Annotated in this window: 16 protein-coding genes; 6 read left to right on the top strand and 10 right to left on the bottom strand. The window is 43.4% G+C overall.

Features of this window, described 5'->3' with window-relative positions:
• Positions 1 to 125: 125 nt before the first annotated feature.
• From cntE to ACHHV8_RS23555, 9 genes are read right to left on the bottom strand one after another with little or no spacing between them, the layout of a single operon-like run.
• Positions 126 to 1,292: a staphylopine family metallophore export MFS transporter CntE gene (gene cntE / locus ACHHV8_RS23595; RefSeq protein ID WP_395161884.1), complete on the bottom strand. Its 1,167-nt coding sequence runs from the start codon at positions 1,290 to 1,292 to the stop codon at positions 126 to 128.
• A 52-nt stretch (positions 1,293 to 1,344) separates the two neighbouring features.
• Complete coding sequence (locus ACHHV8_RS23590; protein ID WP_395161883.1) at positions 1,345 to 2,088, bottom strand: ABC transporter ATP-binding protein; 744 nt, start codon at positions 2,086 to 2,088, stop codon at positions 1,345 to 1,347.
• Complete coding sequence (gene cntD, locus ACHHV8_RS23585) at positions 2,075 to 2,896, bottom strand: staphylopine uptake ABC transporter ATP-binding protein CntD (protein WP_395161882.1); 822 nt, start codon at positions 2,894 to 2,896, stop codon at positions 2,075 to 2,077. Before cntD ends, ACHHV8_RS23590 begins: the two co-directional genes overlap by 14 nt.
• A 5-nt stretch (positions 2,897 to 2,901) precedes the next feature.
• Positions 2,902 to 3,792 carry a staphylopine uptake ABC transporter permease subunit CntC gene (gene cntC / locus ACHHV8_RS23580; RefSeq protein ID WP_395161881.1) on the bottom strand — a complete coding sequence of 297 codons (891 nt, stop codon included), beginning with the start codon at positions 3,790 to 3,792 and terminating at the stop codon, positions 2,902 to 2,904.
• On the bottom strand, positions 3,793 to 4,725 hold the full coding sequence (gene opp1B / locus ACHHV8_RS23575; protein WP_395161880.1) for a nickel/cobalt ABC transporter permease: 933 nt from the start codon (positions 4,723 to 4,725) through the stop codon (positions 3,793 to 3,795). It abuts the gene before it with no gap.
• A 51-nt stretch (positions 4,726 to 4,776) separates the two neighbouring features.
• Positions 4,777 to 6,405 carry a staphylopine-dependent metal ABC transporter substrate-binding lipoprotein gene (gene cntA, locus ACHHV8_RS23570; protein WP_395161879.1) on the bottom strand — a complete coding sequence of 543 codons (1,629 nt, stop codon included), beginning with the start codon at positions 6,403 to 6,405 and terminating at the stop codon, positions 4,777 to 4,779.
• A 39-nt stretch (positions 6,406 to 6,444) separates the two neighbouring features.
• The gene (locus tag ACHHV8_RS23565; protein WP_395161878.1) at positions 6,445 to 7,737 is read right to left on the bottom strand and encodes an opine metallophore biosynthesis dehydrogenase; all 1,293 of its coding nucleotides are present in this window, start codon (positions 7,735 to 7,737) and stop codon (positions 6,445 to 6,447) included.
• A 30-nt stretch (positions 7,738 to 7,767) separates the two neighbouring features.
• A complete protein-coding gene (locus tag ACHHV8_RS23560; protein ID WP_395161877.1) occupies positions 7,768 to 8,559 on the bottom strand; it encodes an SAM-dependent methyltransferase in 792 nt (263 codons plus the stop codon).
• 1 nt (position 8,560) lies between these two features.
• A complete protein-coding gene (locus ACHHV8_RS23555) occupies positions 8,561 to 9,412 on the bottom strand; it encodes a histidine racemase CntK family protein (protein WP_395161876.1) in 852 nt (283 codons plus the stop codon).
• A 440-nt stretch (positions 9,413 to 9,852) separates the two neighbouring features.
• Between ACHHV8_RS23555 and cbiM the strand changes: the two genes are divergently transcribed.
• The 3 genes from cbiM (at position 9,853) to ACHHV8_RS23540 (ending at position 12,551) form a co-directional block, all read left to right on the top strand.
• The gene (cbiM, locus tag ACHHV8_RS23550; protein WP_395161875.1) at positions 9,853 to 10,854 is read left to right on the top strand and encodes a cobalt transporter CbiM; all 1,002 of its coding nucleotides are present in this window, start codon (positions 9,853 to 9,855) and stop codon (positions 10,852 to 10,854) included.
• Positions 10,855 to 11,008: 154 nt separating this feature from the next.
• Complete coding sequence (locus ACHHV8_RS23545; protein WP_395161874.1) at positions 11,009 to 11,803, top strand: energy-coupling factor transporter transmembrane component T; 795 nt, start codon at positions 11,009 to 11,011, stop codon at positions 11,801 to 11,803.
• 1 nt (position 11,804) lies between these two features.
• Positions 11,805 to 12,551 (top strand): energy-coupling factor ABC transporter ATP-binding protein, encoded by a 747-nt coding sequence (locus ACHHV8_RS23540; RefSeq protein WP_395161873.1) that lies wholly within the window; start codon positions 11,805 to 11,807, stop codon positions 12,549 to 12,551.
• Positions 12,552 to 13,079: 528 nt separating this feature from the next.
• Here ACHHV8_RS23540 and ACHHV8_RS23535 read toward each other — a convergent pair.
• A complete protein-coding gene (locus ACHHV8_RS23535; RefSeq protein ID WP_395161872.1) occupies positions 13,080 to 14,243 on the bottom strand; it encodes a M24 family metallopeptidase in 1,164 nt (387 codons plus the stop codon).
• A gap of 230 nt (positions 14,244 to 14,473) precedes the next feature.
• Here ACHHV8_RS23535 and ACHHV8_RS23530 point away from each other — a divergent pair, with 230 nt between their 5' ends.
• The 3 genes from ACHHV8_RS23530 to ACHHV8_RS23520 all read left to right on the top strand — a co-directional run bounded on the left by ACHHV8_RS23530 (position 14,474) and on the right by ACHHV8_RS23520 (position 18,477).
• Positions 14,474 to 15,481, top strand: a complete 1,008-nt coding sequence (locus ACHHV8_RS23530; protein ID WP_395161871.1) for a LacI family DNA-binding transcriptional regulator — start codon at positions 14,474 to 14,476, stop codon at positions 15,479 to 15,481.
• Positions 15,482 to 15,570: 89 nt separating this feature from the next.
• A complete protein-coding gene (locus ACHHV8_RS23525) occupies positions 15,571 to 17,379 on the top strand; it encodes a TRAP transporter large permease (RefSeq protein ID WP_395161870.1) in 1,809 nt (602 codons plus the stop codon).
• Positions 17,380 to 17,586: 207 nt separating this feature from the next.
• Complete coding sequence (locus ACHHV8_RS23520) at positions 17,587 to 18,477, top strand: TRAP transporter substrate-binding protein (RefSeq protein ID WP_395161869.1); 891 nt, start codon at positions 17,587 to 17,589, stop codon at positions 18,475 to 18,477.
• Positions 18,478 to 18,600 lie beyond the last annotated feature (123 nt).

Raw genomic sequence — 18,600 nt, 5'->3', positions numbered from 1 at the left:
CAATCGCTAATGGCTCGTATTCAGCATTAGCGATTATTTTTCATTGAAAGTGGCCTTGAACAAAGCAAACAACCGACTTCAAAGGCCGGCTATTTGTTTAATATATTCTTTCGATCCTATCTAATTTAGCGTCTACCATAAGCAGCAAAGAGCATTAGCGCACCTAAGAGAGCACAAATGGTATACATGAACGAATAAGAGGAAAGATCCGCAATCGGCCCCATGATGATACCGCCAAGGGACACCCCCAAGTCTGCCATGGCAATAAACAAACCAACCAGCACATTTCGACTTTCCTGCGGCAGAACAAAAGTCAAATAGGTGGTTAGCGTTGGATAGAGAAGTGCTTGCGTGATACCCATCAGAACCGCGCCGGCATAGAAAAAAACGGCTCCGCCCGTCATTGAAAAGCTTACAGATTGGGCTGATATAACGAGAAGAATCATTAACATCATGACAAAAGGAGAATGCCACTTTCCATCCGAAGGAATTCTCTTTCTTAGGACAAAACGTGCTATGACTACAGTGCCTGCTTGAAGCATGAGGTAAACCGCTGCATTGCTGTATTGAATTTGTGGCGCATAGAGGGGGATAAAGGTAGTTACCGCTCCGAATACAAGGGATGCTGTCAGCATCAGCATGCTGCATTTAAACAAATGCGGGTTCTTTATCAGCTGGCCAAAAGATTGCAGCATCGCTGCACCCTGATTGACTCGGTCATTAGCAGGTTTACTTGTACTTTCGTCCATTTTTGCACTGTAGCCAACAAGACCCGTAAGAACAGCGATCGTGATCATCACCGCAGTAAACAGGGACATATCACCTGACTGCCACATCCCCAAAGCAAGCAGGGGGCCTATGATCCCCGGTATGGAAGCGCAAAGAGAGTACATCGAAATGCCCTGTGATCGGTCCTTATCTGGTAAAGCGTCAATAATACCGAGCTGTAAGGCCATGGAGAAAAAGGCGGTGCACACACCCTGCAGAATACGGGCGACAAAGTAGCCTTCCAGCCCTGTAAATGTATAGATCAGAAGTGCCAGTCCGTTAACAGCTAGAAGCGCTCGCAGGATGGGAATAGGTCCATACCTTTGAATTAGAAGGCCTGCCCACGGACGAAAGAGCATTGTTGTAAACAAATAGGCTCCCATGATGATACCAATCGTTGTATTAGTAGCCCCAAGGGATGCGCCCTTTAAAGGAATGATAACATTCAAGATAGCATTGGCGCTAAAATATAAAAGCGTCAAACCATATAACCTTAGAAACGGTAAAGACAATGCTCCTTTCAATATCTTTGCTCCTTCCTCCGTTATCTTTAACTTTTTTTACTACAAAGGTTGGTTAAGTAATAATCATCTGCAGCAGCTTCTTGGAGTAGGGTGACTGTACATCCTTCAGGTGTTCAATACGAATAATTTCTTCGATTTGTCCACTTCTTATAATTATGACCCTCTCACAAAGATAAGCCGCAGCCTGAATATCGTGAGTGATGAAGATATAACCCATGTTGTACATCGTTCTCAAATCTTTCAGTAATTCAAGAATCTGGAGCTGAACGGATCCATCCAGGGAACTGATCGCTTCATCCAGTAACAAGCATCGCGGCTCCGTCGCTACGGCTCTTGCAATGCACACCCGCTGCGCTTCTCCTCCGGATAACTCATGAGGGTACTTTTGGCGGTAGGAGGAGTCCAAACCGACTTGAGCCAATAGTCGGTCTATTTTACTATGATGTTCATGTCGGTTCTTTTTTTGCAGATTTAGAGGCTCCAACAGAGCTTGCTCAACCGTATAAAATGGATTGATGGAGGAGGTATAATCTTGAAATACTGCACTTAGATTTCCTAATCGTGTAGTACGATTATCAATTCGCTTTCCTTCCCATAAGATGCTGCCGTGATCCGGTTTCTCAATTCCAAGCAGCAATCGTCCCAAAGTCGATTTGCCGCTGCCGCTCTCCCCAATAATGCCGAGGCACTCGCCTTGCTGCCAATCGAAACTGATATTAGAGAGTATCTGCTGTCGTTCCCTAGAAAATAGCCCACCCTTGCGGTAAGACTTGCCAACACGCTCAATGGTGAACAAGACTATCACCTCCCATGATCTTATTGAAATGTTGGTTCAGCTTCAGCTTTGAAGACACCAGATAACGGGTATATTCATGCCGGGCTGCGGAGAAGATGTCGTGCGTTCTCCCGTGCTCCACGATATTTCCGTCTTTCATAACCAGCACGTCATCCGCGATTCGTTTAACAATACCCAGATCATGAGAAACAAAGATCATCGAACAGCCTGTTTGTGCCCGTAATTGAATAAATTGCTCCACGACCTCGAACTGTGAAATCGTATCGAGTGCCGTCGTAGGTTCATCGGCAATTACGATATCAGGCTCCAGAACGAGGGCCAATGCAATCATTACCCTCTGAAGCATGCCGCCGGATAATTGGTATGGAAAACTGTTCATGATGGCGATAGGATCTTTTAACATCACACTATCCATGGCCTTCTTCATGCGGGCCGTGATCTCATCCCGGCTCCAGCCGAAGTGCCAGGAAAGTGTTTCTTTTAAGTGGGCCCCGACTGCACAAGAAGGATCGAAGGCACGCATGCCATTTTGTACAATCATGCAGAGCTGCTTTCCTCTTTTTTTACGCATCTCTTTTTCTGAAAGCTTCGTCAGGTTTACCTGGCTAAGCACAATGTCACCGGATTGGCGGACACCTTCATTATGTAATCGCATAATCGATCTGCAGGTCAGCGACTTTCCGCTTCCGCTTTCACCAACAATAGCCAAACAGCTTCCTTGCTTAACTTGAAATGAACTATTGGGAATCATTACTTTACCGGTGCGGTTATCCCATACTTTTAAATTAGAAACAGTAAGGACGTTCATGATGATCAGGCCACCTCTTTCCCTTGAAGCTTCACAGTCCAGGCAGAGCTCTGTTCTTGCTTTTGCCGGGAGGTCATCAGTTTCGGATCTAGAGCAATTTGGAGCGCGTCGGCTAAAAAATTGATGGCCGATACGACGAGGACGATCGCAATACCGGGTGCCAGCATCAGTTCCGGTTTTGAGAACATGACGGCTCTTGCTTCATTCAGCATCATGCCCCATTCTGCCTTTGGCGCTTGAATGCCCAACCCGAGGAAGGAGAAGCCTGAGATTTGCAAAATCATGGAGCCGAAGGAACTGCTTGAAATGACAGCGATGTCCGGAAGCGATACAGGTATAAGATGCTTGAGCATAATAGTGATGCTGCGAACACCGAGCGTTTTTGAAAACTTAACATAATCTGCGTCCGCATATTGCATAACAGATGTTCTAATGATGCGGGCGAACCAAGCCCACTTTATTAAGGCAAATGCGAGCAAAATATGTTCAAGACCAACGCCCAATATGCCGATCACGGCCAAGGTCATAACGTAGCCCGGAAAGGAAAGCATGATATCGCAAATTCTCATCAGGACAGCATCTGTTTTTCCTTTAAAATAACCTGAAATAAAACCGATCACTGTCCCGATTCCCACGGATAAGGTTAACGCGGCCAAAACCCAAAGGACGCTTGGACGGATGCCGTAAATAATACGGGAAAGAATGCATCGGCCTAACTGATCGTTTCCTAACCAGTATTCCGAAGAAGAGGCCGCATAACGAAGCTCCATATGAACTTCTTCTGGATCATGCGGCGCAAATAAGGGAGCCAGTATACCTACTATTAGGATAGACGCGATGAAAAATAGACTTAGGGCGGCCAACCTGTCTCTGTACAGTTGTCCTAGCAGCTTCATTTATAGCTCCCTCCTTAATCTGGGATTCAAGGCGGCATTTATAATGTCGGAAACCGTATTAAACAAAACAAAGGCAGCAGCAAGTACCAGGACATAGGCTTGGATCATCGGGAAATCCCGGCTTAAGATCGATTTTATGCTGAGCGTTCCCAATCCGGGCCAGGCAAAGAGGTTCTCCACGACAACGGTGCTTCCTAAAATAATAGGAGTCGCCATGCCGAATACGGAAATAGCTACCTGCAGGGAGTTTCGCAAGATATGCATCGTAATTTTGCGTTCCGGTAAACCGGATGCTCTGCCGTATAGAACATAGTCCTCATTCAAATTGCTTAACATGGAACTTCTGATGATTCTGAAGTAGATTCCAGCATAACTGACCGTGATCACGGTAACCGGTAATATGTAGCTTTGATAGTTGTCCATACCGCTTGTCGGAAGCAAGTCCAGCTTTACGGAAAAGTACCAAACCATAAGCGCTGCAAGCCAGTAGGGAGGCATAGAGGTGAGGAAAAAGGCGATGCCCCGTACAGATTTATCCGCTGCCTTCCCTTCTTTTAATGCACATACAATACCGAGCGCAGTCGATAACACGATAATGGCTGCAACAGACAGGAGCGTCAACTTTAATGTATTGAGGAAGGCCGGAGCCAGGAGGGACCATACCGGTTTTCCCATTACGTATGAGTTTCCAAAATCGAAGTGCAAGCAGGAAATGAGCCAATTCAGATAGCGCACGAACAATGGCCGATCCATCCCAAGCGCTGCTTTTGTCTCGGCAATGAGTGCCTCCGTGATATTAGGCACGCCTTGTGCATGCAAGACGACTTCGGCCGGATCAAGGGGAGACAAGTTATTTAAGATAAATGTAATAAATGAAATAGCCACAAGTAAAGGAATCGATATCAATATACGATTGAGAATATAACGGCCCATGGCAACAACCTCTCATTTCCAAATAAATAAAAGGGGAGTGATCCCCTTTTACTATTCAAAGTACATTTGCTCAAACGGAAGCTCATATTGTGTTTGTTTAAATGAGATGCCTTTCAGATTTTTTGGCGCCACAATAGTGACGGTACCATTTGTAATTGGAATAAAAACCGCTTCATCATGAACCGTTTTCAAAATATCTGCATACAGTGACTTCCGTGTTTTTTCATCTGTGGACACCGTGACAGCATCAATTTTTTTATAAAGCTCCGCAGCATTCGCGATGCCTTTAGTTGTGTAAAAATAAGAAGATTCGGCTGTGAAGGCGGCTATCGTGCTTTGCGGATCATAAGCGAGCCCCCAGGTTTGGTTAAATAGCAGATCGTAATCTCCCGTCGATCTTCTTTTGGCAATCGACGTCGATTCTTCGCCTGCCAGCTCCAGTCCGATTCCAATCGTCTTCAATGTGCTTTGAATAAATTCGGCCTGCGTCTTTTGCGAGGGCGAACTGGCATCGTAGAATAGCTTTACGGTTAGCTTACTGCCGGCTTTTGTTCTGAACTCGCTGCCCTTTTCTAAATTCCAGCCTGCTTTTTCCAGAACCCTTTTCGCCGTTTCCAGGTCATATCCCCGTTTTGTCAACTCGACATCGGCGTAGTTAACATTAGAGGAAAATAGGGCATTGGCAGGCGTCACCGTGCTATTAAAAATTTGCTTGCTGATCGTATCCCGGTCAATCGAGTACCAGATCGCTTCCCGTACAGCCGTTTCGTGGATAGGGCTGCTCGATTTGCTGCTATTGGCAACGATCATCATTGTATTCATCGGCTCGCTTCGGACAATTTGGTAATTGCCTTTATCCGCTAATTGCTTCATGGCTTGCACATCGATACTGTCAGCGCCTCGATCATCCGTGAAAATAAAATTAACTTCACCTTTTTGCAGCGCTAAGAACGTTGTTTCACCGGAGGTGAGTACCTTCGCCGTAATCTTTTTTACCTTGGGTGCTCCACCCCAATAGTTTTCGTTGGATTCGAACACGGCAAATTGGTCCGTTTTATGCTCCGTCAGTTTATAGGGACCGGTTCCGTGATATCCACTTACACCATCTTTGGTTCCCCCGTTATTGAAATCCTTGGGAGACAAAAATGCATAGGGTCTCGTCATGGCCAATTCCAGTAAAGTCGGGTAATAGGCTTCGGACAGGATAATTTGAACGCTATATTCATCAACTACATTCACGCTGACGATTTTAGTCGACAGTTTAATCCAGGAATGCTTACTAAGATTACCTTGGACTGCATTGATGTTTTGTTTGACCGCTTCTGCATTAAATGGTGCACCATCATGAAAAGTTACGCCTTTTCTTAGATGAAAAGTATATATTTTACCATCCGAGGAGATTTCCCACGATTCGGCAAGCGATGGCTTAATTCCGTCTTTCGTGTTTTCCACTAATGACTCAAATACCATTCCTTGTGCTGATGTAGAACCAACATATAGATGAGGATTCATATCATTGATATCTTTGGATGTTGCATAAATGAGTTCCGTGTTTTTACTTGGTGTTCCCGGGTTAGTAACCGCTTCTTTCGCGCTTTCCGGTTTATTTTCGCCGCACCCTGCAAGCAGTAGAGTGGTAAGCATTAATACAGATAGCAGATTAACGAATCTTTGTCTCATATAGGATCCTCCAGGGAAATAATGTTCTTATTTTTAAGCCTAGATTATTCTGATTTCCTTGCATATTCGCTCTATATCTTCTGCAAAGCTTTGAATGGTGAAAGCCTCGGATAAACACTCGCCAGTAAGCTTTAGTGCAGCTACCTTGAGGTAGCGCTCGTAGGTTGCGATGAATTGGTCGATCGTCGGACAATCTAAATCAAGATGTCTGGCAATTCCTTGAATGATTTTAATCCGATAATAATCTTCTTTTGGCATTCGAGGAATGTCCCAGCAACCTTCCTTATTGATAAAGATTGGCCGGATGGGAACAGCAGAAAAGTCAAAGTACTTACCATTCTGATCGGGCTCCGAGAAAGGATCGATTAATAAGGAAGCATATCGGACATAAAGTAGATATTCCTGATGAACCGCCTCCAATTGAACGAAGCAATCAATATCGCGGCTTGACAAGCTTTCCGGCCTTACAGGATAGTTGTCATGGGTCATAAATTTCAGCAGATTCACACTATTCAAACCCAGCTTCTCCGTAATCGCCGAGATTTCCTTCCAAGCGGCAAGCATGTTCTGGATTAAGTGTTGCGTAATCGGACCTTCGGGAAACAGTTTGTACACATACTTTTGGGTAGTAGCTTCACCAAATATGACGTTTAATGAAAAGTCATTCATAAACAATGCCGGATGCACATACAAGGATATATTCCGGGTTTCAGCTTCGAGCGGTGAATTCATGACTTCCAGAAGGATGCCCGACTGCATATAGATTTCACGTAGGACTTCGACATTAGGGGATGTGGGAAGCGCCGAGCCAATAAAAACCTTCTTTTTCACTCCTGTCGTAATAACACGATTAGATGGACCGTTCTCCCAGCGCGTATCGCCCAAGTAGGTTGAAAAGCTGATTATTTCTGCATGGATCTGCCTATCATTCATAAAATGATGAATGATAGTGCTGGAACCGAATGTAGGAGAGAGCAGCACCACGCATCTGATATGTTGCAAAACTTCATCTTTCAACTGACTAAGTGCTGCTATGTAGGCATCCGCTGTAACCGCTAAAATAACAGTATCCCATTCTCCTGAAACAGTATCATATCCATGAAAAGTTTGATCCAGGCGGCATTCGCCCTGAAATGGGTGATGCTTTTCATTTTGAATGTACACTTGAATCTGCCGGTCATTTTGTTTAAGTGCACTAAAGAAAGGAATGGATCTCCCTGAGGGTCTTCCGACGATTCCTATTCGGCAATTCATACGATTTTTGAGCATTACCGCCATCTGAATGGAAGCGGGGCCTGTTCCGGCAATCAAAATGCGTTGAAAATCGAGCATGTAAACCTCCTTATCTGAGTAACCATACCATCAAGCTTTTTGATACAATGCAATATCGAATACTTGATCGGGGCGCAGAACCGTTTCAACCAGCCGCCACTTTGTTTCGTCAACCTGTTCCATAGGGTAATTAAACAAGGATTTTAAATGGTTGCCGTATCTCATCGCCACAACAACATGCCTGTTTGTTAACGGATGCAACCGGTCCAACAAATCGTACTTTACAGAGACAGTGGAGCTAAAGATAATGTGCGTGGCTCCCTTTACAGCTTCAAGCTGCTCTGCCGGTATCCCTTCCAGTCGGATATTTAATCCGTTTCCTAAGCTTTCTATCACCTTTTTGCCTAGTTCGATTGCCTCCATATCAATATCAATTCCAATCACTTCTGCACCTGTTTGCTTTGCAATGTACAATGGTGTCATAGGGAATGAGCCGGAACCGACTAAAATAACTTTGGAATCGGCAGTGACTTGAAAGCTTCCAAACTCCTGCTCGATGCATGTTTCAATATTGCGAAAATATTCACTTCGATCCATCTCCTCATTCAGCAGCCTCAGTGCCCGATATTTTTCCATGATGGAGACACAAAGTGCAGATGATTTCCTTAACTCCTCTGCTAATTGGAGAATAGGGTCAGATGCATATTCCTCCAGATGAGTCCAAGCCTCCTGGAAACCCTCGTCCAGAATGAAAGCAGAGTATGCGTCGATTACCTTCTCTAGTTCCGAACCATGTTTCATTGTCCCGTCGTACTGATCAGTCAATATCACAAATTTATCTCGATAATCAACTAAATATTTATGGAACTGTTCTAAATCCAATTCATTTCCCCCATTCAGACTCTAATTCAATAAAAGCCCTGCCATCGGCGACAATGCCAACGGAGCCTTCAATACTAAGATGTGTCACCATATTGTCCCCGAAGGTGGCCGTAACGTGAATCGTTCCGCCCGGCTGGGCGATCGCAACGGAGATATCTCCATTATTTTTCCAAGCAAGATAGGCTCCCAAGGAGGCTGTGCCCGAGCCGCAGCCTCTTTCCCAGACCATGCTCTCCAATGGGGGAACATAGATCAATGGAGCCAATTCATTCGAGTCGGATTTGAACAGCAAAATGCCAATTATGTTCGCTTCCAATGTAGCTCCGAGAAGCTTAGCTAATCCTTGGGCCTTCTTTTTCATCGCCGTACTGATATCTTCGACTTCAACCACTAGATGAAAGAAACCAGGATACTTTACGACAACAAATTTCAATTCTTCGCCTTCATAATCGACAATTTTTTGTTCAATTTTTTGGGGGACAGGCATGGTTATTTGACAAAGATAGCCTTCTTTAACTTTTTTGACTTGGCATACAATAAAATGATCAATCCCTGACGTTTCCAGTACGAATTCAGTCGTTTCGTTTGGTATCATCCCTCTTTCTGAGGCGAGGTAGGCTGCAAGAGACATGCAAGCATTACCACAAAATTCGCCTCCGGCCATTTGAAGATGCGCAGCGGATTGCAGTCTGCGCGGTCTTTCAATAAATCCCACCTGCTCGGCGTGTACATGATCGTAGGACATCATTCTTGCTGCGATGAATGGCTGTTCTTCCAACGGATGGCTGGTTCTCACAAGAATGGTCATATTTTGTGTGGGATTGAATTTTACAAATTCGATTTCCCTTTTCATCTTCGTAACCTCGATTTAATTAAAATGTTGAATTACTTACAAATAAAATAAATCGTAATAATTACGGTTAAATTGAACACGAGTAAATCATATACGAGACTTGGTTATATGTCAATGCTTGGAAAAATAGATTTATGTGTATCCCTGAATTGGGATATTTAAAAAGTATAGGGGAGTTGAAGCAAACAGAAGCAGGCTGAAACAGGAAAGCAGGTTTGCAGCTCAAGGTTTTTTTAAGCAAAAAGTATGATTAGATGAAAAATAAAATATTTACAACTTTTTTAATGGGTGTTACGATTTAGTTAATTCGTGCTCTGCAAGTTTCCGGCGACTTCAATTTTATAGGAGGGGGAATTATTATAGATGATATCTCCAAAATTCGTTAAAATAGAGGATTGTTTAAGAGTGCGTTACTTTAACCATTGGAGGGATATTTAAAAATGCACATACCGGATAATTACTTGAGCCCATCGACTTGTGCGGTTCTGGGAGCTGCTATGGTTCCAATATGGTCCGTTGCGGTAAAGAAAGTGAAACAAGAAATAACCATGGAGAAAATGCCGTTACTTGGGATCGGAGCTGCATTTTCTTTTCTCATGATGATGTTCAATGTACCTCTTCCAGGCGGCACAACCGGGCATGCAGTGGGAGGAACTTTGATTGCAATACTTCTGGGCCCCTTCTCGGCATGCATTTCAGTATCAGTAGCTTTACTCATACAAGCTGTGCTTTTTGGAGATGGCGGTATACTGGCCTTTGGAGCAAATGCCTTTAATATGGCGTTTATTTTGCCTTTCCTCGGATATTTTATCTACAAATTTATTAAAGACAGAGTTAGATCTGAGAAAGGCGAGTATGTCGGTATCATTTTAGGCTCATACATAGGCATTAACATCGCCGCATTTGTTGCAAGTATAGAATTTGGCATCCAGCCTCTACTCTTTACCGATGCAGCAGGCCAACCGTTATACAGCCCATATCCGCTTTCCGTATCCATACCGGCAATGACTATTCCGCATGTCTTAGTTGCCGGTGTAGTAGAAGCCGTATTTACAGTTGTTATTTATTCATTTATCAAAAAGGTATCGCCAGGAACAATCTATGAAGGAACGAAGCAAAAAATCAATGCCATCTACGGCTTAATCGTAGCATTAATATGTCTAACCCCGTTAGGCCTCCTAGCCACCGGAACTGCATGGGGGGAATGGGGAGCAGATGAAATTCAAGATGTTGTATCTAATGGTAATGCTTTAGGTTTTGTGCCGGATGGAATGAAGAATGGATTCAGCTTTGAAGCTATGATGCCAGATTATGCCGTAAAGGGATTGCCTGATTTTGCAGGATATATATTATCAGCCGTAGCTGGGGTTGCTATTTTTACTATTTTGTTTAAAATAATTGGGAGCATGAAGAAAAATAGGGATGGGAATATCGCAGGTTAATCCCCTTTGAACAGCATTCGGGTCGTCGGCGTAATTGGGGATTCTCCAGGAGTATGGCTTCGTCTGTATGATACTATCTATTCCTGGTTGAATCCTTAGCCGATCTATTCTGCTACGTGGACGTGAATTGAAAAAATAGAGGGAATGAGAAATCATGCCGGAGTGGCTGTTAAAAAGTGAGAATTATGTTCCTCAATCAGATACGGATACTTTTACAAACAAAACTATTCATGCCTTTCTGAGCGTTCTTTCGAGGATTAGAAATCAAAGCGGGTATAATCAAGATAAATTTCATGTCAATGCCTTCTGTAAAGTTGCATGTACATTCATGCTTTTAATACTGCTCTCGCTTTCGAGGAGCTTCACATTTGTAGTTATTATGAATGTGTACTTGTTTCTTATTCTAAGCATGATGCAGGCTAAAGAAATTTTAAAAATACTTAAAGTAAGTGTTCTTATGGCGATTTTTTCATTTATTATCCTCTTACCATCTGCATTTATGGGGAACACATACAGCAGTATTATGATACCCACTAAGGTTTTTGCTTCTGTCATGGCCGTGAATATACTTTCTCACTCCACAAGGTGGAATTCTATAACAAGTGCTTTAAAGAGATTTTATGTACCGGATATTTTTATTTTTGCTTTAGACATCACATTAAAATATATCGTGCTGCTCGGTGATATCGCGATAAATATGCTGTATTCCCTAAAGCTGAGATCTGTTGGAAGAAATACAAATAAATATGCTTCGCTTTCTGGAATTGCAGGCACGATGTTTCTTAAATCCAAAGAAATGTCCGAGGAAATGCATTCGGCGATGCGTTGCAGAGGGTTCACAGGGGATTATCAAATTTATAATAAATTAAAGTTTACATGGGCTGACTTTATATTTATTATCGTGAACATCGGCATATTACTTATATTCGTGTATTTAGGAAGGGTTTAATATGATTGAGATTAACGAAGTGTCCTATTCATACGCAAACGCAAGCGCCCTTAATAATATTAGTTTATCGATTTCAAGGGGAGAAGCTATCGTATTAATGGGCCCCAATGGAAGCGGTAAATCCACCCTGTTAAAATTATTGAATGGCATTATTTCACCTGATCGTGGGGTTTACAAATTTGACAATGAAGAGATAACGCATAAAAAGCTTCAAGATGCTAAATTCTCAAAGCTGTTCCATCAAAAAATAGGCTTTGTATTTCAAAACTCAGAAACCCAGCTATTCTGTGCGGACATTTTCGATGAGATTGCATTTGAACCAAGACAAATGGGGATGAGTGAAAGTGAAGTTGAAACAAGAGTCAATGACTGTCTTGACCTGTTAGGCATACAGAGCTTTAAACACAGATCCCCTTATCATTTAAGCGGCGGGGAGAAAAGAAAGGTTGCACTGGCTTGTGTTCTTTCTTTGAATCCGGATGTTCTTGTGTTAGATGAGCCGATGAATGGTCTTGATCCTAGGACACAGAGATGGCTTGTTGAATTCCTTGTGCAATTGAATAAAGCCGGGAAAACCATTATTACATCCACTCATAATATTGAATTGGTGAAAGAAATTTCAAGCAGAGCGATATTATTTGATGAGAATCATACGATTGCTGCGGATCGGCCTACTGAAGAATTACTGGACGATGTCGAATTACTAATAAGAGTCAATCTAGTCGATAAATATTATCAAAAAAGATAAAAGTGTAATTTTCATCTGAATGGAAGAGTATTAAAATTTCTTTATTTTGGATGGTGAAACATATGATGGCCTATATTCTGTGTATGGAACTTTCATTTTTGTTTACACCGGTTGTGCTGCTTTTGAAATTAGTATGGTTTATTGTCAAACTGCCCTATAAAGCTTTTAAAAGATTGTCTTATAAGTTAAACGTCTGAATGGAGTCTTCCTCTGGCAGGCAACGCTTGGATTTCTCAAATACCCACTCCTTATTTTCAGGTTGTGGGCTTTTTATACTGCGATGCAGCATTTATTGTATCAAAAGAGCACTCCCCGGGGGAAATGCTCTTTTAACATTACTGATTTAATTTGTCCTGTGCGGTCCAGAGACCAGCCGAAGGCGTGCTGATGAAGTAGATTTCTTCTCCGTTGTCCAAACGGTTAAAACGCCTCGCTGCGCAAGTTCAGCAATTCTGGCTGACTGCTTTGAAACCGGTTGCAGCATTTAATCCCGGTATGATGCCCGGCAAAGGTTCATTTCCAACTATCCTAGCTACGGCCCTTTTCATAGCTTTTACGAAGACCTATGAGATCGTTTACGGGTTCTGCACCATTTTCCGTAATAATGACGGTTGGCTCTACCCGAACTCCTCCGAAAGGGAATCCATGCAAATCAAACTTAATTCCAAATACCATGCCCGGCTCAAACATAAATTCACTGGATGGGCCTAAATCAGGATATTCCACAACCTCTAATCCTACACCGTGGCCGATGGCACGCATGCCTTTTGTATAAGGAATGAAGTATTTGGATAAATTAGCTTCCTCGGTAAGTCTCAACGTTTCTTTAAAGAGCTCACTGCCCTTCATGCCGGGTTTAATAAAATTGACCATCCGCTGATTGGTCTCATAGGCATAATCCATGATTCTGATTTGCTCCTGGCTGGCCCCGTCCATAGCGATAGTCATCCCGGTATCGGCACAATAGCCAAGTACGGAAGGGTTGAAGTCAAACCAAACGTAATCACCACGTTCAATCTTGCGCTCCATGGGTCGCCAGGTAGGAAGATCCGTATGCTGACCGGAAACAACAAGGTAGGCCGAGCCAATGTCACCGCCCCGTGAGCGCGTAATATATTCACCAATAGCAGAAAGCTCGATCTCTGTTTTGCCGACTTCAGTCTGCTCCAAAGCAGCCAGTATACTATCGTCCGCTAATTTACCGGCTGCCCGGATAAGGTCCAATTCATTTTTGCTTTTGTATAATCGTTCTTTGATGACGATGTCGGATGATTCCACAAGGGTGATTCCCTCAAAGCCTTTTTCCATTTCCCGATACAGTGAAATCGGAAATAATTCTTCCCCGACGACACCGATCTTTTTAACAGGATAACCCAGCGCTTCCACAAGCTTCGGTAATTCCGTTCTCATTTCATAAATATTGTGTGCACTCTTTACCCAGGAGAAGCGTTTGGCTGCAAAGCGGTTTAAATTCCCCATGAAAGCATGAATCTCACCTTCCACTGGAATAAATAGAGCGTGTGCGGATTCTTCGATACAGTTGATGGTTCTATGATTTGTATAGTACATCGAGTAACCAGGATGATACTCGTCGCTATAAATAAAAAGAGCATCTAATCCTGCTGCTTTCATCTTTGATCTCGTCCGTTCCACGCGTCTTTGAAATTCAGTTGAGAGTACTTCCAATGCCATTTGTCATTCCTCCAGTTAGTATGATTAGGTTAGTTTATGCAATGTGAAATTCACCGTGAACGTTCACGGAAATAATATATGACAAGGACAAATAAAATGTCAACCTCTTTTTTGAAAACGCTTATATCCCGCATTTTTATTAATAAATGTTTGACATCAATAATAAAAAGGTGATATTTTAATTATAAATTAACCGTGAACGTTCACATCTCACTAGGGGTGATATACAAATGGATCGCAAGATCACTATAAACGATGTAGCTGAAAAAGCGGGGGTTTCCCGCCAAACGATTTCGAGAGTACTAAATAATAAAGGGGACGTAAACGAGGCCACAAGAAAACGGGTTCTCCGCATTATAGAAGAACTTGATTTTCAGCCTAGTATGCAGGCGCGCAGTATGGTAACCCGAAAAACAAACACTATAGCACTACTGATTCCTGATATCACGAATCCTTTTTTTTCCGAAATTGTACGCGGGATTGAACGGACCGTTCGGGCGACAAGCATCAATCTCCTTTTATTTTCCACCGATGAGGATATATCCCGAGAGGTTTCCTGCATTCAATTAGCTCATAATTATAATGTTGACGGCATCATTTTGTGCAGTCCCCGGCTTGACGAAGTTAACTTACGTAAACTCATTCCGAGCAAGCGTCCAGTGGTATTGTTAAATCGTGAAATCGCGGAAATGGAAAAGGTTTATAGTATTTTAGTGGATGCAGAAACAGGTGAATATACAGCAGCCAAATATTTGCTTGATTTGGGGCATAGAAATATCGGCATCATAGTCGGACCGTTCCATGCGGACAGCAGTGTGAAAAGGTTGATTGGTTATAAAAAAGCACTTTCCGATAACGGAGTGCCCTTAGACGAAAGCTTAATTGTTCATGTAAATCATCAAAACGATACAATCTACGAAAATACAGAGATGCTGCTAAAACAAAATGCAACCGCAATCCTGGCTTACAATGACATGACAGCCGCCAAAATTATTCAATCGTGTACGGAAATGGGTCTTGAGGTACCAAAGGATATATCCGTAATCGGCTTTGACGGTATTCCAATATCCCGATTGGTGAATCCACGGTTAACTACTATGGAACTGCCGCTGTATGAGATGGGGGAGACGATAGCCAAGACGCTAATGAAAATGATCAATGGAGAAGAAACACATACAAAACTTACGTCTGTGCTTCCATTATTGAAAGTAGGGAATTCCACCAGGGCTATTACTTAAATTGTTTCTTCTTTTTTAAAAATGTAAGCGCAATCTATATATGCTTTGGCTTAAAGCAATCAAAATGATCAACCTAAGGAGTGGACAGCATGAAAAGATTAGCCCGGGTATTGCTTGCTATCGATAGTGCTTTGGAAGCCTTTTCCTTACTTGCCTTACTCTCTATGATTATCATCGTCACCGTTCAGGTTATAACCAGGAAATTGTTTAACTTTGTGTTTTTTTGGTCGGAGGAAATTACCTTATTATTGCTGATTTGGTTTTCGTTTATGGGGATTGCCATCGGATTCAGGGAAAAGCTGCACATGGGAATGGATTCGTTTACCAACCTGTTTCCTTCGCCGTTCAATCGGGTGCTGGATAAAGTGATTTATGCAAGTATCTTTTTGTTTGGGCTTTACTTGATTTATTACGGTTGGGATTTCACCAAAATGATGAATGAGTCAGAGCTCGCAGCAACAGGGCTACCGAACAGCATTACGTACGTGATTATGCCGGTTACCGGGTTGATGACGAGCGTTTACTCGCTTCTTCAATTTCTGGGCATAGAAACCAAACGGCATCAAGGCCTGGATGAAGGGGAAGGGGAAGGGTCCACTAATATGGATACAACGACAGCAATTATTATTTTATGCGTCAGCTTTGTACTGCTTGTTTTGCTGCGGTTTCCGATTTCATTAACACTTGCAGGCTCATCAATTATTACATTGTTGTATTTGAAAATACCGCTTGCCGCGATCGGTCAAACGATGGTCCAAGGTATGAATTCCTTCACCCTGCTTACCATCCCATTCTTTATTCTTGCCGGACAGATTATGGGTCAGGGAAAAATGGCGCTTCGCATGGTAAATCTGGCACAGCTCCTCGTTGGCAGCGTTCGCGGCGGGTTGGCCATGGTGAATAGCGTAGCTTGCATGTTCTTCGGCAACATCTCCGGCTCAGCCGTAGCGGATGTGTCTTCGATTGGCTCCGTGATGATTCCTATGATGAAGAAAAAAGGCTACGACACCGACTATGCGGTTGGAGTTACTGTGTCCTCATCTATCCAGGGGGTTGTCGTTCCGCCCAGCCACAATCTGGTGCTGTATTCCCTTGCCGCGGGTGGAGGGATTTCGATCTCCAGTTTGTTTTTAGCTGGGATTGTACCGGGGATTCTGCTGTGTGTCACTCTAATGATAACAAGCTATGTCATAGCGGTGAAGCGTGGATACCAGAAAGGCGAGCCTGTACTTAGAAAAGAGATTCCTGGGATCATCAGGGACGGAGTGCTCTCCATGATGGCTGCCGTCATTATTCTTGGCGGGATTTTTACGGGATGGTTCACAGCTACCGAATCTGGAGCGATCGCTTGCCTGTACGCCTTTATATTAACATTCTTTGTGTACAGAGATATCCCGCTTTCACGAATTTGGCTGATTTTGCAAAGAACGTTCCGTACTGTAGCGATGGTCCTGTTTCTTATAGCTGCATCCGCATCGTTCGGTTGGGTACTCGCTTATCTTCAAGTCCCGGGAATGATGACGGATTGGATGCTGGGCATCTCGGATAACCCCATTATTATTTTACTAATTATTAACGTACTATTACTTCTTCTCGGCGCACCAATGGATATGGCTCCTTTGATTTTGATTATGACGCCGATCCTCCTTCCTGTAGTTACATCGCTCGGGATGGATCCCGTTCATTTTGGCATTATTATGATGCTGAACACCGGCATCGGACTACTGACGCCTCCGGTAGGTACGGTCATTTTTGTCGGCTGCTCCTTAGGCAATATTACGATTGATCAAGGCACGAAAGCCATGATGCCTTTCTTTTATGCCATGTGCGTTATCTTGATGGTTCTTACTTATGTTCCGGGTCTTGTCATGTGGCTTCCGAATTTGTTTGCTAAGTAAGCTGTTAAAACGGATACGAAATTACAAAATTCGAATAAGGAGTGGTTCATTTGAAAAAAGGGACACGTATTACTAACACGATTCTGGCAAGCATTCTTATTACTGGATTAGCTTTAACAGGATGCGCCTCTAATAAAGAAGCGTCCGGATCGCAAGTTACTGCGGCTCAAGGGAAACAAGGGGAACGGACCGAAGTTTACGTTTCGCTTGGCGGATACGCTTGCTTCGGATCATCCGATAGTAGCTGCAGATAAAAAGTTCGCGGAGCTGATCAATGAGCGTACGAATGGACGGATTAAAGTCGAAGTATTCCCTAACTCCCAATTGGGTGAAGAAAAGGCAACAATCGAACAGGCTCAGCTAGGAGCAATTGATTTTGTCCGAACCGGATCGGGGGCATTGGGCGGTTTTAGCAAAAAGTTTGAAGTCTTCAGCTTGCCGTATATTTTTGAATCAGAGGAGCACCAATGGCGTTTTCTTGAAAGCGCTGCCGGTACAAAGATACTGGACAGTCTGGAGTCATCGAGAATGAAAGGCTTGGCTTATTACAATGCGGGCGCACGTAACTTCTATTCCCGCAAGCCGCTGACGAGCATAGCCGATTTAAAGGGGCAGAAGGCTCGCGTTATTCAAAATAAAGTGAATGTGGATTTGATGAACGCGTTGGGAGCCAATGCAACACCTATGCCGCTGGGAGAAGTATTCAGTGCTTTGCAGACCGGTGTTGTGGATGCAGCGGAAAATAGCTTTTCGAACCTCGTGACTTCGAATCACCAGCAGCAAGCGAAGAATCTTATTATGGATCAACATCAACGCGTTCCTGAAGTGCTGTTAATTAGTAAAATGACATGGGATAAGCTGCCTGAGTCTGATCGTAAAATCGTAAAACAGGCGGCACTGGATTCAGTAAAGACGGAAAGAGAATTATTTGATAAGTTTGAAAAGGATGCCGAAGCGAAGATAAGGGACGCCGGCGTAACGGTGACGGAAGTGAAGGATCTCAAACCATGGCAGGATGCAGTGAAGCCGGTAATTGACAAGTACCGTAAGGATTTCCAGGAAGAGCTTGACGCGATCGAAAAGGCCAAGCAGAAATAGATGTAACACAGGTAGTATGGAAACACTGATTAATCCGGTGGATAGGACAGGGCCTTTGTACTCGTTGTTGAAGGACAATCCTCGGACTCCATAAAGCGGTTAAGCGGCAGCGCGGCAAACTTG

This window comes from Paenibacillus sp. TAB_01 (assembly GCF_043945595.1).
Taxonomy (GTDB): Bacteria; Bacillota; Bacilli; order Paenibacillales; family NBRC-103111; genus Paenibacillus_S.
Note: the sequence above shows the minus strand (reverse complement) of the source record. Positions and strands in the feature narration are given on the sequence as shown.